Origin of the sequence: Gemmobacter sp. (genome assembly GCF_016792925.1) — a bacterium.
GTDB lineage: Bacteria > Pseudomonadota > Alphaproteobacteria > Rhodobacterales > Rhodobacteraceae > Gemmobacter.
Window position 1 is genome coordinate 1 of record NZ_JAEULU010000291.1, and the last position, 13,238, is coordinate 13,238.

Below are 13,238 nucleotides of genomic sequence, written 5' to 3' on the forward strand. Positions count from 1 at the left end.
GCGCTGGCCCCGAACGCGATGATGGCCGCCGAAATGGCCCTGATCCGCCTGACCCATGTCGCCGATCTGCCCGACCCCGAGGCGCTAATCCGCCGCTTGCAATCCGGCCCGCCCCCGGTGCAGCCCGGCGGTGGCGGCGGGGCGCCGGCGGGCGGCGGTGGCGGCATGGTCCATGCTCCCGCCCGCATGATGGCCCCGGCCCGCAGCCCTTCCATGGGCGCGCCCACCATGCAGGGTGGGGCGGCACTCGCCTTGGCGGAGGACCGGCTGAAGGTCTATGCCACCTTTGACAATGTGCTGGACCTGATCCGCGAAAAGCGCGACATGACGCTGCTGCTGGCCGTGGAAACCTATGTCCGGCTGGCGAAATACAGCCCCGGCCGCATCGAGTTCGAGCCCGGCCCCGAGGCGCCGCGCGATCTGGCGGCCACCCTTGCCGCGCGGCTGCAAGGCTGGACCGGCAGCCGCTGGGGCGTCTCGGTCGTGGGGTCGGGCGGTGCGCCGACGGTCAGCGAGACGCGCGACGCCGAGCGCCTGCAAGCCGAGGCCGAGGCGATGCAGAACCCGCTGGTGCAGGCGGTGCTGTCGGCCTTTCCGGGCGCGAAAATCACCGAAATCCGCACGCCCGAGGCCATGGCTCAAGAGGCCGCCGTGCAGGCCCTGCCCGAGGTGGAGGACGAATGGGACCCGTTCGAGCAAGACTGATCACCGCCCTCGCGCTGCTTGTGCCCGCCCCGGCCTTGGCCGAGGTCTGCGACAAGCTGCGCCCCGGCTGGGTGCCGGGCAGCCCCCCGGTGGGCTGGCTGGGCGAAACGCTGTTCACCTTCACCTCACCCCCCGCCCTCTTGCTGCTGGCGCTGTTTGGCCTTGCCATGTGGCGCGGCTGGCGCTGGCTTTTGGTGATCGTCACGCTGGCCGCCGTGGCGCTGGCCTTCCTGCTGTTTCTCGGCAACAGCGCCGAAATGGCCGCTGCCGCCCGCACCGAGGGCTGTATGGGCAGCCAGAACCCCGCCGCCGCCCTGTCGCTGCTGCTGGGCGTGCTGGCCTTTCTGCGGTTCTGGAAGCGCCTCGGCTAGGCGCCCCTTGCCGCAGGCCCGGGCAGGCCGTATCTGATGAACATAGGATGAACGGAGGCGGCGGCGATGCTGAAAGGTCTGGGTGGGGCGCTTGGCGGTCTGGGCGATATGGCCAAGATGATGAAGGCCGCGCAAGAGGCGCAGGGCAAGATGGCCGAGATGCAGGAAAAGCTCGCGGCGATCGAGGTGACGGGCGAGGCCGGGGCTGGCCTTGTGCAGGTGCGCGCCACTGCCAAGGGCGAGCTGACGGGCCTTGAGATCGACCCGGCCATCCTGGTGCCCTCGGAAAAGGAAGTGGTCGAAGACCTGATCCTCGCCGCGATCAAGGATGCGCAGGCCAAGGCCTCGGCACGCGGGCAGCAGGAAATGGCCAAACTGGCCGAAGGGCTTGGCCTGCCCGCCGATTTCAAACTGCCGTTCTGAGATGGCAGCGCCCTCGGATATCGAGGATCTGATCGGGCTGATGGCGCGGCTGCCGGGGCTTGGCCCCCGCTCGGCCCGGCGCGCCGTGCTGCAACTCCTGAAGAAACGCGGGCCGCTGATGGCCCCCTTGGCGCAGGCCATGGCGCATGTGGCGCTCAGCGCGCGGGATTGCACGGTCTGCGGCAATATCGGCACCAGCGATCTTTGCCCGATCTGCGCTGACCCGAAGCGCGACACCGGCGAGATTTGTGTGGTGGAGGATGTGGCCGACCTCTGGGCGATGGAGCGTGCGGGCGTGTTTCGCGGCCGCTATCACGTCCTGGGCGGCACGCTTTCGGCGCTGGACGGGGTGCGCCCCGAGGATCTGCGCATCCCGCAGCTGGTGGCGCGGGTGCGGGAGGACGGCGCGCGCGAGGTGATCCTGGCGCTAAACGCCACGGTCGATGGCCAGACCACCGCGCATTACATCGCCGACGCGCTGTCGGGCAGTGCGGCGCAGGTGTCGTCGCTGGGACAGGGCGTGCCGATTGGCGGCGAGCTGGATTACCTGGACGATGGCACGATCGGGGCAGCGCTGCGGGCAAGGCGGCGATTCTGAGGGGGAGACGGATGGACGCTCACATTCTGGCCGAAGGGCTGCGCGGCGAGGCCGATCTTTACGGCGCCTTGCGGCGTGCGGGCGCGGGCCTCTCGGCACAAGAGGCGGCGGCCCTGCTGCCCGCGCTTTATGCCGCGCTCGGCCCGGCCCCGGAGGCCGCAAGACTGCGCGCCGTGGATCAAGGCCTGCTGCGCGCCGTGATCCGCGCCGGCGCAGGCCTGCCCGCCGCGCCGACGGTCGCGGATTTTCTGCGAAAATCCGAGGTTGCGCCGGTATTTCTGCCCGAGATCGCCGCCAGCGCGCATATGCCGCTGCTGTGTGATGTGACAGAGGGCATGCCCGCCTATTCAGACCTTGGCTTTGACCTGTGGTTCGCTGAACAGGGGGTGGAGTATGGCCTTGGCCCTTATGGCGAAAAACGCAGTGTCTATCGCGCCGCCCAATTCGCCGATCAGGCCAGCCCGGAGCGGCGGATGATCCATATGGGGATCGACGTTTTTGCCCCTGCGGGCACGCCGGTCCATGCGCCCTTGCCTGGCGTGGTGCATTCGGTGGTCTATAATGCCGATCCGCTGGATTACGGCCATACGCTGATCCTGCGCCATGACGGCCCCGAAGCGCCGTTCTTCACGCTTTACGGCCATCTGGCCGCCAGCCTGCCCGGCCTGTGCCGGGTGGGGCAAGCGGTGGCGGCGGGGCAAGTGATCGCCCATCTGGGCAATTGGCCCGAAAACGGCGGCTGGGCGCCGCATCTGCATTTTCAGGTCATGGCCGACATGATGGAACAGACCGAGGGCAATTTCTTTGGCGTCGGCCATGAAAGCCTGTGGGATGTCTGGCAGCAGATTTGCCCCGATCCCAATCTGATCCTGCGCCTGCCAGCGGGCGCTTTGGGCTGAGGCCCCGGGGGTTTTACCCCCCGGACCCCCAGGATATTTGGACCAAGTTGAAGGATCAGGCGTGCCGCGCGCGGTGGCCGATCTGGTAGTAATTGCCGGTGCGAGTGGCAAGATAGGGGGTCAGCGGGATGTCTTCCTGCTTGAGGAACCCTTGCTGCGGCAGCGCGCCCGCGCGGACCATCTCGATCACCGCGACGACCGAGGCGCTGGTCGTCCAGGCGATTGCCGTACGGGATTTACCGCCGATTTCAATGGGGTAGTAGCTGCGCACAAATTCCTTGCGGCGCAGCTGGCCGCCGGTTTTGCCCTCGGCGGCGACATGGACATAGACCACATCCTCATCCACCGGAGGTTTCGCATTGGTCAGGATGCGCCCCGCCTCGGCGCGGTTTTCGCGCATCAGCAGCTCGTGGAAGAAGAAGTTCATCAGCTGCACATGGCCGGGATAGCGCATGGTCTTGTAATCAAGGTTCTCGATGCGCCCCAGATAGGTTTCGCACATGGTGCCCAGACCGCCGGAGGTGGTGAAGGCCTCCAGCTGCATGCCGTCGATATAGACCGCCTCCGTCCATTCCATCGCGGAAACGGTTTTCAGCACGCCCTCCTCGATCACCTCGCAATCGTTGAGATATTCGTTCACGACGCCTTCGGGCGACCAGTTGAAGGCATAGCCCAGAAGGCCCGTGGGGTTTTGCGGCAGGGCGCCGACGCGCAGCTTGATGGAGCGCACGGTGTCGAACTGGTTCGCCAGATCGGCGGCGACGATGCCAACGAAACCGGGGGCCAGCCCGCATTGCGGCGCCATCAGCCCCTTGGAGGTTTTCGCCAGGTCACGGATATGTTTGGTGGTGGGCACATCTTCGGTCAGGTCGAAGTAATGCAGCCCGAGGCCATGGGCGACGGTCGAGACGCCGATGTTCAGGTGATAAGGCAGGCAGGACAGCACCGCCTCTTGCCCCTCCAGCGCGGCCTTCAGCGCGGCGGCATCCGACAGATCGACGGTTTTGGTGGCAAAAGGCGCCTGCGTATCGCGGGCATCAATGCCGGTAACGGTGAAACCGCTTTCCACCAGCAGCTCGGCCGCCAGATGGCCGACCTTGCCAAGGCCCAGAACCGCGATCTTGTTGAATGACATGGGAATTTCCTGTCCGCTGAACGTTTCTTATCGGTTCAGGCTAAAGGACAGGCGTGCCGATTGCGCCGGACAGACCGCCCGAAGTGCAGCGTTTTCCGGGCGAAATAACGGCGCGGCGGGCGAAATGCCAGCCGCGCCGAAAGGCTCAAAAGTCGAACTTCACGCCTTGGGCCAAGGGCAGCGTGGCGCCATAGTTGATGGTGTTGGTCTGGCGACGCATGTAGCCCTTCCAGGCATCCGAGCCGCTTTCGCGCCCGCCGCCGGTTTCCTTCTCGCCCCCAAAGGCACCGCCGATTTCGGCGCCCGAGGGGCCGATGTTCACATTGGCGATGCCACAATCCGACCCTGCCGCCGACAGGAAAGCCTCGGCCTCGCGCAGATTCAGCGTGAAAATACAGGAGGAAAGCCCCTGCGGCACGTCATTTTGCAGGGCAATGGCCTCGTCAAGGGTTTCGTAACCCAAAACGTAAAGGATGGGGGCGAAGGTTTCTTCGCGCACTGATTCGGTTTGGGCGGGCATCTCGATCAGCGCGGGGGAGATATAGGCACCACCGGGCACGCCTTCGGCCTCGGTGCCACCATGAACCGTGCCGCCTTCGGCCCGGGCCTTGTCGATCTGCGCCACCATGCGGGCGCGGCTGGCCTCGTCGATCAGTGGGCCGATCAGCGTGCCGGCAGCGCGCGGGTCGCCGATGGGCAGGCTGGCATAGGCTTTGGCGAGTTTCGCCACGAGGTCCGCCTTGATCGAGTGATGTGCGATCAGGCGGCGCAGCGTGGTGCAGCGTTGGCCAGCGGTGCCGACGGCCGAAAAGACGATGGCGCGCACCGCCATGTCGAGATCGGCCGAGGGCGCCACGATCATGGCGTTGTTGCCGCCCAGTTCCAGGATCGGGCGGCCCCAACGCGCGGCCACTTTCGGGCCAACAATCCCGCCCATCCGGGTCGATCCGGTGGCGGAGATGATCGGCACGTCTTTCGAGTTCACCAGCGCCTCGCCAATGGCGGGGCCGCCGATGACCAGTTGCACCAGACCTTCCGGCGCGTCGCCAAACCGGGCCAGCGCGCGGTCCATGATCTTCATGCTGGCAATCGCCGTCAGCGGGGTTTTTTCAGAGGGTTTCCAGATGACCGGATCACCACAGACCAGCGCCAGCGCCGCGTTCCAGGACCAGACCGCAACGGGGAAGTTGAAGGCCGAAATCACGCCGCACGGCCCCATCGGGTGCCAGGTTTCCATCATGCGATGCGAGGGGCGCTCGGAGGCGATGGTCAGGCCATAGATCTGGCGCGACAGGCCCACGGCAAAATCGCAGATGTCGATCATCTCTTGCACTTCGCCCAAACCCTCAGAGGTGATCTTGCCCGCCTCCAGCGTGACCAGGGCGCCCAGTTCGGCCTTGGCCGCGCGCAACTCCTCGCCCAACAGGCGGATCAGCTCGCCCCGGCGCGGCGCCGGAACCGTGCGCCACGATCGAAAAGCCGCCTGCGACTTGGCGATGATGCCGGGCATATCGGCAGGGTTCGTCTCATGCACATGGGCGACCAGCGCGCCGTCAATGGGCGAATGCACGGCCAGCGTGCCCCCGGTCAGCTCTGCGGCGCTGAGGCCTGCGGCTTGCAAAACGTCGGCATGGGTCATGTCAGTCTCCCTTGGTGACCAGTTTGCGCTGCGTGTCCATCCCCATCGAGACGAGGCACGGCGCGGTTTCCTGAATGTGTTGGAAATCGGCTTTCGACACCATCCCCCGCCAGTTGGCGAGGATCAGGCTTTGCGCCACCGCCCCGCCCAAAGTGGTGCCGGGGCCAGTGACGATGAACAGATCGGGCGCAAATTCGCGCGCGGCATGGGTGATGGCCTTGGTGAAATCATAGGGCTGCACGACCTGATGGCCCAGCGTGTAGTCCCACAGGGCTTGCGTGTCACAGGCACCGGGCCACCAGATATGGCCCCGCCCGTCGATCATCGGCAGGCTTGGCTGGCCAAACAGCCCCGGCGCAAGGCGCGCTCGGCCCAATTCGGCGACCGGGGCTTGCAGCGCCGTGTGGAAGGCCGCGTGATTGGCCAGCCGCATGGGAAAGCGGCCCTGCACCACCGGCACCGCCGCCTCAAAGGCCTTCAGCGCAGACTCCTCGCCCGCCAGCACCAGCATGCCGCCCAGATCAATCGACAGGGCAAGCCCGGGAATGCGGTCGACCAGCGCCATCAACTCGGCCTTGCGGGCCGGATCGGGCCGCCAATCCTCGCCCAGGAACGGATAGATCAGCTGCCCGCCGATCAACCGCTCCTGCATCAGCGTGCCCATGGTGTTCACCACCTCGAACCCGCCCTCGGGCGTCAGCGCCCCGCCACAGGCCAGCGCCGAATACCAGCCCATCGAATTGCCGGTGACGGCCACCACCTCCACCCCTTCGATGGCGCGAAAATCAGCCAGCGTGGCGGCATAAATCAGCGCCGAGGCATTGTCGCCCCGCGTGTGTTTCGCGACGGAATAGCTCGCCGCGCCGTCCAGCGCCGAGAGCGTCTCTTGCCCTGCCGCCGCGCGGCGCGCATCGAAATGCGCGAGCAAGCCCTTGTCGGCAAAGTGCCGCCCCAACACGCCCAGCTCTGTTTTCGTATAGGTGCCCCGACCGGGGCAGATCACAACGGCGGTTTTCATGCGCAGATCTCCTTCGCCGCGGCCAGAATGCTGTCGCGCGAGGGCATGGTGGCAGCATAGGCCGGGCCGGTGGCGATGAAACTGTCCTCGGCCGTCACCCGCGCCAGCGGGATGCCGGGGCAGGCCTCGTGGAAATGCGCCATCAGCGCCTCGGCCATGCCGCCGGTGTGGCGGGTTTCATCGACGATCAGGATGCGTTTTGCCCCCGCAACCGCCTGCGTCAGCGCCTCTTTCGGCAAGGGCGAGAGCCAGCGCGTGTCGATGATCCGCGCGCGAATCCCGGCCTCTGCCAGCGCCGGCTCGGCCTGACGGCTGAGGTAAACCCCGTTGCCGAAGGTGACGATCGCCAGATCCGCGCCCGCGCCATGACACCCCACCTGCCCGAAGGGGATCACCTCTGACGGGTCGGGATAGGTCTGCATCCAGCCGCCATCCTTCTCGCCATGCAGATCGCGCATCGGGTAAAGCGCGATAGGTTCAAGGAAAACCACCAACCGCTGCTCCTCGCGCGCCAGCCGCACGCATTCGCGCAACATCCGCGCGGCATCCGCCCCATTGGACGGGCAAGCGAGGATCAGCCCCGGAATATCGCGCAGCACCGCCACCGAATTGTCATTGTGGAAATGCCCGCCAAAGCCCTTCTGATAGCCAAGCCCGGCAATCCGCAGCACCATCGGATTGCTGTATTGACCGTTGGAGAAGAAGGGCAGCGTTGCCGCCTCGCCGCGCAGCTGATCCTCGGCATTGTGCAGATAGGCGAGGAACTGAATCTCCGGCATGGGGATGAATCCGTTCTGTGCCATGCCGATGGCAAGGCCCAGAATGCTCTGCTCATCCAGCAGCGTGTCAATCATCCGATCCGCGCCAAAGCGCGCCTGCAATTTCTGGGTGACACCGTAAACGCCCCCCTTACGGCCCACATCCTCGCCCATCATCACGATCTCACGATGCTCCAGCATCAGATCGGTCAGCGCCCAGTTGATCAGGCGCGACATGATCTGCGGCTCGGCCATCTGTTTGAGATCGCTGCCAAAAACCTGCGCGCGTGCATCGGGCGATGGCCCGTTGGTGGGCTTGCAGGCGCGCTTCGGCGGGATCAGCGCGGCCATGACGCCCTTGGCATCCGTCAGGCGCGGACGCGTCACCGCCTCAGCCGCGATGCGGGCGACGCGCGCATTGGTCGCGGTGTAAACCTGCAAGGCGGCCTCCGGGGTCATCGCCCCGATCTGATCCAGGCCCCGCACCATATGCAGCAGCGGGTCTTGCGCCTCCTCGGCCTCCACCTCCTCGCGCGGGAGATAGGTCGTGGGCATATCGGCCCCGGCATGGCCATAAAGCCGGATGGTGCGAATATGCAGGAAAGCCGGCTTGCGGCGCGTGCGCACATAATGCGCGGCCTCTTGCGCGGTGGCGAATGTGTCGAACATATCGAGGCCGTCGCAGGCGAAATATTTCAAACCGGGGCGGTTCTGGAACGAGGCCGCGATCCAACCCTTCGGTGTCTTTGTCGAAATGCCGATGCCATTGTCTTCACAGGCAAAAAGCAAAGGCAGCGGAATGCCCTGATAGCTGGTCCATTGCGCGGCGTTGAAGGCGCCCTGCGCGGTGGAGTGGTTGGCCGAGGCGTCACCAAAGCTGCAATAGACAATGCCATCCTCGGGCAATTCGGCATGTTCGGGCCGATGGCGCCGCGCCGCGCCAATGGCATAGGCCGCACCCATGGCCTTGGGCAGATGCGAGGCGATGGTGGAGGTCTGCGGCGGGATGTTCAGCGCCTTTGACCCCAGAACCTTGTGCCGCCCGCCCGAAATCGGGTCTTCGCTGGAGGCCGCGAAGGACAAAAGCATATCCCAGGCAATGCTTTGCCCCGGCACTTGTCGGCTGCGCGCGATCTGAAACGCCGCGTCGCGGTAATGCAGGAAGGCCATATCGGTTGGGCGCAGCGCAGTGGCCACCGCCCCCAGCCCCTCATGCCCCGAAGAGCCGATGGTGTAGAACCCCTGCCCCGCCCGCTGCATCACCCGGCTTTGCCGATCCAGTGCCCGCGAGAGGCAGGCGGCGCGGTAAATCTCCACCGCCTGAAACGCCGGAAGCGCCCCCGAAGGGGCGCTGCCATGCGGAATATCCCGCGCCGCAATGCGACGCAGGAAATTGTCGTGAACGATGTCGGCGCGATCCATGCCGTATCCTGTCTTTGAAGCTGCCCTGTCGCGGAAGGTCGGGCCCCGAATTTTCGACGAAAATTCGGAACCCGCGCGCCGTTTAGAAGAAGGCCTGAAGGCCGGTGATGGCACGGCCCAGGATCAGCGCATGCACGTCATGGGTGCCTTCATAGGTGTTCACCGTCTCAAGGTTCACCATATGGCGAATAACTTGAAATTCCTCGGAAATTCCGTTGCCGCCGTGCATGTCGCGGGCGTGGCGCGCGATCTCCAGCGCCTTGCCGCAATTGTTGCGCTTGACGATGGAGATCATCTCGGGCGCGGCATTGGCGGCATCCATCAGGCGGCCCACTTGCAGGCTGGCTTGCAGGCCAAGGCTGATTTCCGTCAGCATATTCGCCAGTTTCAGCTGATAAAGCTGGGTGCCCGCGATGGGTTTGTTGAACTGCTTGCGGTCCAGCCCGTATTGCCGCGCGGCGCTCATGCAGAACTCTGCCGCGCCCAGCACACCCCAGCTGATGCCATAGCGGGCGCGGTTGAGGCAGCCGAACGGGCCTTTCAGCCCCTCGACATTGGGCAGCAGCGAATCCTCGCCGACCTCGACATCCTTCATCACGATCTCGCCGGTGATCGAGGCACGCAGGGACAATTTACCGCCAATTTTCGGTGCCGAGAGGCCCTTCATGCCCTTATCCAGCACGAAACCGCGAATTTTGCCGCCATGCGCCTCGGATTTCGCCCAGACCACAAACACATCGGCAATCGGCGCGTTGGAGATCCACATCTTGGACCCGTTCAGCACATAGCCATTGGCGGTCTTGCGGGCCACCGTCTTCATCCCCGCCGGATCCGAGCCCGCATCCGGTTCGGTCAGGCCAAAGCAGCCGATCCATTCGCCGCTCGCCAGCTTGGGAAGGTATTTGCGGCGCTGCTCTTCCGAGCCATAGGCATAGATCGGATACATCACGAGGCTGGATTGCACCGACATCATGCTGCGATAGCCGCTATCGACACGCTCCACCTCGCGCGCCACCAGCCCGTAAGCCACATAAGAGGCGCCCAGACCGCCATATTCCTCGGGGACGGTCACGCCCAGCAGGCCCATCTCGCCCATCTCGCGGAAGATCGCCGGGTCGGTCGATTCCTCGGCAAAGGCCTTGATGACGCGGGGTTGCAGCTTGTCTTGCGCATAGGCGCGGGCGGCGTCGCGCAGGGCGCGCTCGTCCTCGGTCAGTTGCGCATCCAGCCGGAACGCATCTTCCCAATCGAAGCGGCCAAGGTCGGGGGCGTCTTTCGGTTTCAGGGCCATCTGTCTGCCTTTCGGAGGATCACTTGCATATGTGTTTAAGGGATTGTTTCGCGGCGCGATAACGATAGATTGGCCTGATAGAATGCGCAAAAGGCATAGATCATGGCCACGCCCCGCCGCCTGCTGCCCTCGGTTTCGCTGCTGATGGCCTTTGAATCGGTGATCCGCACCGGATCGACCCTCGCCGCCGCCCATGACCTGAGCCTGACACAGGGCGCGGTGTCGCGGCTGATCCAGAACCTTGAGGCGCAGTTGGGGGTGCAGCTGTTCCGGCGCGAGGGGCGGCGGCTGGTGCCGACCGAAAACGCGCTGGCCTATGCGAAAGACGTGGCCAAGGCGATGGATCTGATCAGCCGGGCCTCGATGCGGGTGCGTTCGGCGCCGGGGGGCGGCACGCTGGCGCTTTCGATCCTGCCGACCTTCGGCACGCGCTGGCTCGCGCCGCGCTTGCCGCGGTTTCTGGCGGCGCATCCGGGGGTGACGATCAACCTGGGCACGCGGCTCAGGCCGTTCGATTTTGCCGAGGAGGGATTTGACGCGGCGATCCATTTTGGTGAGGCAACCTGGCCGGATGCGGGCTTTGCCAAGCTGTTTGACGAGCGCATGGTGGCCTGCGCGGCGCCCGGATTTCTGGCCAGCCACCCGGTGAAAACCGCCGCCGACCTGATCGGTCTGCCGCTGCTGCAACTGGAAACCCGGCCCGACGCCTGGTCAGATTGGCTGCAATATCATGGGGTTGCGGGAAACCCTCCGCTGGGGATGCTGTTTGATCAATTCGCACCCATGATCCAGTCCGCCATCTATGGCATGGGGGTGGCGCTGCTGCCGGAGTTTCTGGCGAAGGCGGAACTAGAGGATGGGAGGTTGGTGGATGCCTGGGGGGGGGCGGTGCCGAGTCGGGGGAGTTACTATCTGGTTTGGCCGCATTCGGCGGAAAGCTATCCGCCGCTGATCGCCTTTCGGGACTGGCTTTTGCAGGCGGTGGCGGGCAGCGCGGATGAGGGCGTGCTGGCATGGTAGCAGGTCGCGCTTGGGCGGGCGCAGCCGCGCGCGCCATGGCAGAATGCGCCAAAGACAGGAGCCATCATGACCCGCGTGACCATCGCTGCCGCCGCCTATCCGCTTGATTTTCATGATTCTTTCGACAGTTACGCCGCCAAGGTCACCGCCTGGGTGAGCGAGGCGGCGGCCTCGGGCGCGGCGCTTTTGGTCTTTCCCGAATATGGCGCAATGGAGCTGGGAAGCCTTGGCGGGCGCGCTGTGGCGGGCGATCTGGAGGCCTGTTTGCACGAGGTTGCGCGCTGGAAACCGCAGGTCGATGCGCTGCATTGCGCGCTGGCGGCGCGGTTTGGCGTGCATATTCTGGGCGCCTCGGGACCGGTGTTTTTGTCGGAAAAAGGTAACGATATATACACTTCTGCTGGGCAGACTGACCCAAAGCGTAACGCTGTATACACATCCGGCCCCCGCCCGGTGAATCGCGCGACGCTTTATGGCCCCGGCGGCATCCTGGGCCATCAAGACAAACAGATCATGACTCGCTTTGAACGCGAAACATGGTTTGTGGAGCCGGGCCACGGCCTTCGGGTTTTCGACACTCCGCTGGGGCGGCTGGGGGTCGTGACCTGCTATGACAGCGAGTTTCCGCTGCTGTCTCGCGCGCTGGTCGAGGCGGGGGCGGAGATCCTGCTGGCGCCCTCCTGCACCGACAGCCTGCGCGGCTTTACCCGCGTGCGGGTGGGTAGCATGGCGCGCGCGCTGGAGAATCAGTGCGTGGTGGTGCATGCCCCGACCGTGGGCCTGTGCGATTTCTGCCCGGCGGTGGATGAGAATGTGGGATCGGCGGCGATCTATGGCCCGCCCGACCTTGGCTTTCCCGAAACCGGGATTTTCGCGGAAACGCCACTGAACCAGCCCGGCTGGGCGATTGCGACGGTGGACCGCGCCGCGATTGCAGAGGTGCGGCGCGCGGGCGGCGTGCTGAACCACCTGCATTGGGAGGAACAGGCCGCGCGGATTGCCGCCGGGGTGGCAGTGGTCTGAGGCTCAGAGATCCGGGTTTTGAGGACTCGGGTCTTTGAGATCGGTTTTTTGGGATCGCGGTTTTGAGGATCGAGCATTTGCGGATCGGGGCTCTTGCCCCGGTTTTCACATCCCGGTAATGTTACGATATAACATTGCAAGGATGCGCCGCCATGTTCGATCCCCGCCCTTCCGATCCTCACGTGCCTGATCCCCGCCTTCCCGTCACTGTGCTGTCCGGTTTCCTCGGGGCCGGAAAAACCACGCTTTTGAATCACATCCTCAACAATCGCGACGGGCGCCGGGTGGCGGTGATCGTGAATGATATGAGTGAAGTGAATATCGACGCCGATCTGGTGCGCGAGGGGGCGGAGCTGAGCCGCGCCGAGGAAAAGCTGGTGGAGATGACCAATGGCTGCATCTGCTGCACGCTGCGCGACGATCTGCTGGGCGAAGTGCGGCGGCTGGCGGCGGAGGGGCGATTTGATTACCTTTTGATCGAATCCACCGGCATTGCCGAGCCGCTGCCAGTGGCGGCGACCTTTGATTTCCGCGATGCCGAGGGCCAGAGCCTGCAAGATGTGGCGCGGCTGGATTGCATGGTGACGGTGGTGGATGCCATCAACCTGCTGAAAGATTTCTCCAGCCATGATTTTCTGGCCGATCGCGGCGAGAGCCTGGGCGAACAGGACGAACGCTCGCTGGTCACGCTGCTGACCGAACAGATCGAATTTGCCAATGTGATTGTGCTGAACAAATGCCGCGATGCGGGGGCGGCGCGGGTGCTGGCGGCGCGGCAGATCATCCGGGCGCTGAACCCCGATGCACGAGTGATCGAGACCGATCACTCGGTGGTGCCGGGCGAAGCGATTTTCGAGACCGGGCTGTTCGATTTCGACCGCGCGCAAGAGCATCCGATGTGGGCGAAAGAGCTGTATGGCTTTGCCGATCACAGGC

Annotated in this window: 12 protein-coding genes and 1 pseudogene; 8 read left to right on the forward strand and 5 right to left on the reverse strand. The window is 65.0% G+C overall.

Features of this window, described 5'->3' with window-relative positions:
- The 5 genes and pseudogenes from JNN06_RS14070 to JNN06_RS14090 all read left to right on the forward strand — a co-directional run.
- Positions 1-705: pseudogene (locus JNN06_RS14070) on the forward strand (DNA polymerase III subunit gamma/tau); the annotation flags it as partial.
- Positions 681-1,076: a hypothetical protein gene (locus tag JNN06_RS14075; RefSeq protein ID WP_291240227.1), complete on the forward strand. Its 396-nt coding sequence runs from the start codon at positions 681-683 to the stop codon at positions 1,074-1,076. The pseudogene JNN06_RS14070 and the gene JNN06_RS14075, both read left to right, overlap by 25 nt.
- A gap of 66 nt (positions 1,077-1,142) precedes the next feature.
- Positions 1,143-1,499: a YbaB/EbfC family nucleoid-associated protein gene (locus JNN06_RS14080; RefSeq protein ID WP_291240228.1), complete on the forward strand. Its 357-nt coding sequence runs from the start codon at positions 1,143-1,145 to the stop codon at positions 1,497-1,499.
- 1 nt (position 1,500) lies between these two features.
- Positions 1,501-2,097: a recombination mediator RecR gene (gene recR, locus JNN06_RS14085; RefSeq protein WP_291240229.1), complete on the forward strand. Its 597-nt coding sequence runs from the start codon at positions 1,501-1,503 to the stop codon at positions 2,095-2,097.
- Positions 2,098-2,108: 11 nt separating this feature from the next.
- The gene (locus JNN06_RS14090; RefSeq protein ID WP_291240230.1) at positions 2,109-2,996 is read left to right on the forward strand and encodes a peptidoglycan DD-metalloendopeptidase family protein; all 888 of its coding nucleotides are present in this window, start codon (positions 2,109-2,111) and stop codon (positions 2,994-2,996) included.
- 55 nt (positions 2,997-3,051) lie between these two features.
- Here the strand turns inward: JNN06_RS14090 and JNN06_RS14095 are convergent, their stop codons facing one another.
- The 5 genes from JNN06_RS14095 to JNN06_RS14115 form a co-directional block, all read right to left on the reverse strand.
- Positions 3,052-4,131 carry a saccharopine dehydrogenase C-terminal domain-containing protein gene (locus JNN06_RS14095; protein WP_291240231.1) on the reverse strand — a complete coding sequence of 360 codons (1,080 nt, stop codon included), beginning with the start codon at positions 4,129-4,131 and terminating at the stop codon, positions 3,052-3,054.
- 145 nt (positions 4,132-4,276) lie between these two features.
- Positions 4,277-5,770 (reverse strand): aldehyde dehydrogenase family protein, encoded by a 1,494-nt coding sequence (locus JNN06_RS14100; RefSeq protein WP_291240232.1) that lies wholly within the window; start codon positions 5,768-5,770, stop codon positions 4,277-4,279.
- A gap of 1 nt (position 5,771) precedes the next feature.
- Positions 5,772-6,788: an ACP S-malonyltransferase gene (locus tag JNN06_RS14105; RefSeq protein WP_291240233.1), complete on the reverse strand. Its 1,017-nt coding sequence runs from the start codon at positions 6,786-6,788 to the stop codon at positions 5,772-5,774.
- A complete protein-coding gene (locus JNN06_RS14110; RefSeq protein WP_291240234.1) occupies positions 6,785-8,968 on the reverse strand; it encodes a thiamine pyrophosphate-dependent enzyme in 2,184 nt (727 codons plus the stop codon). The genes JNN06_RS14105 and JNN06_RS14110 overlap by 4 nt, the downstream gene beginning before the upstream one ends.
- 82 nt (positions 8,969-9,050) lie before the next feature.
- Entirely contained in the window at positions 9,051-10,259 is a 1,209-nt protein-coding gene (locus JNN06_RS14115; protein WP_291240235.1) for an acyl-CoA dehydrogenase, read from the reverse strand.
- Between the two features lie 102 nt (positions 10,260-10,361).
- On the opposite strand from JNN06_RS14115, the gene JNN06_RS14120 reads away from it, so the two are divergent.
- From JNN06_RS14120 to JNN06_RS14130, 3 genes are all read left to right on the forward strand, one after another.
- A complete protein-coding gene (locus tag JNN06_RS14120) occupies positions 10,362-11,279 on the forward strand; it encodes a LysR family transcriptional regulator (protein WP_291240236.1) in 918 nt (305 codons plus the stop codon).
- 75 nt (positions 11,280-11,354) lie between these two features.
- The gene (locus tag JNN06_RS14125; protein ID WP_291240238.1) at positions 11,355-12,302 is read left to right on the forward strand and encodes a carbon-nitrogen hydrolase family protein; all 948 of its coding nucleotides are present in this window, start codon (positions 11,355-11,357) and stop codon (positions 12,300-12,302) included.
- Between the two features lie 182 nt (positions 12,303-12,484).
- Positions 12,485-13,238, forward strand: a 754-nt coding sequence (locus JNN06_RS14130) for a GTP-binding protein (RefSeq protein ID WP_291240237.1), incomplete at its 3' end; no start/stop codon positions are given.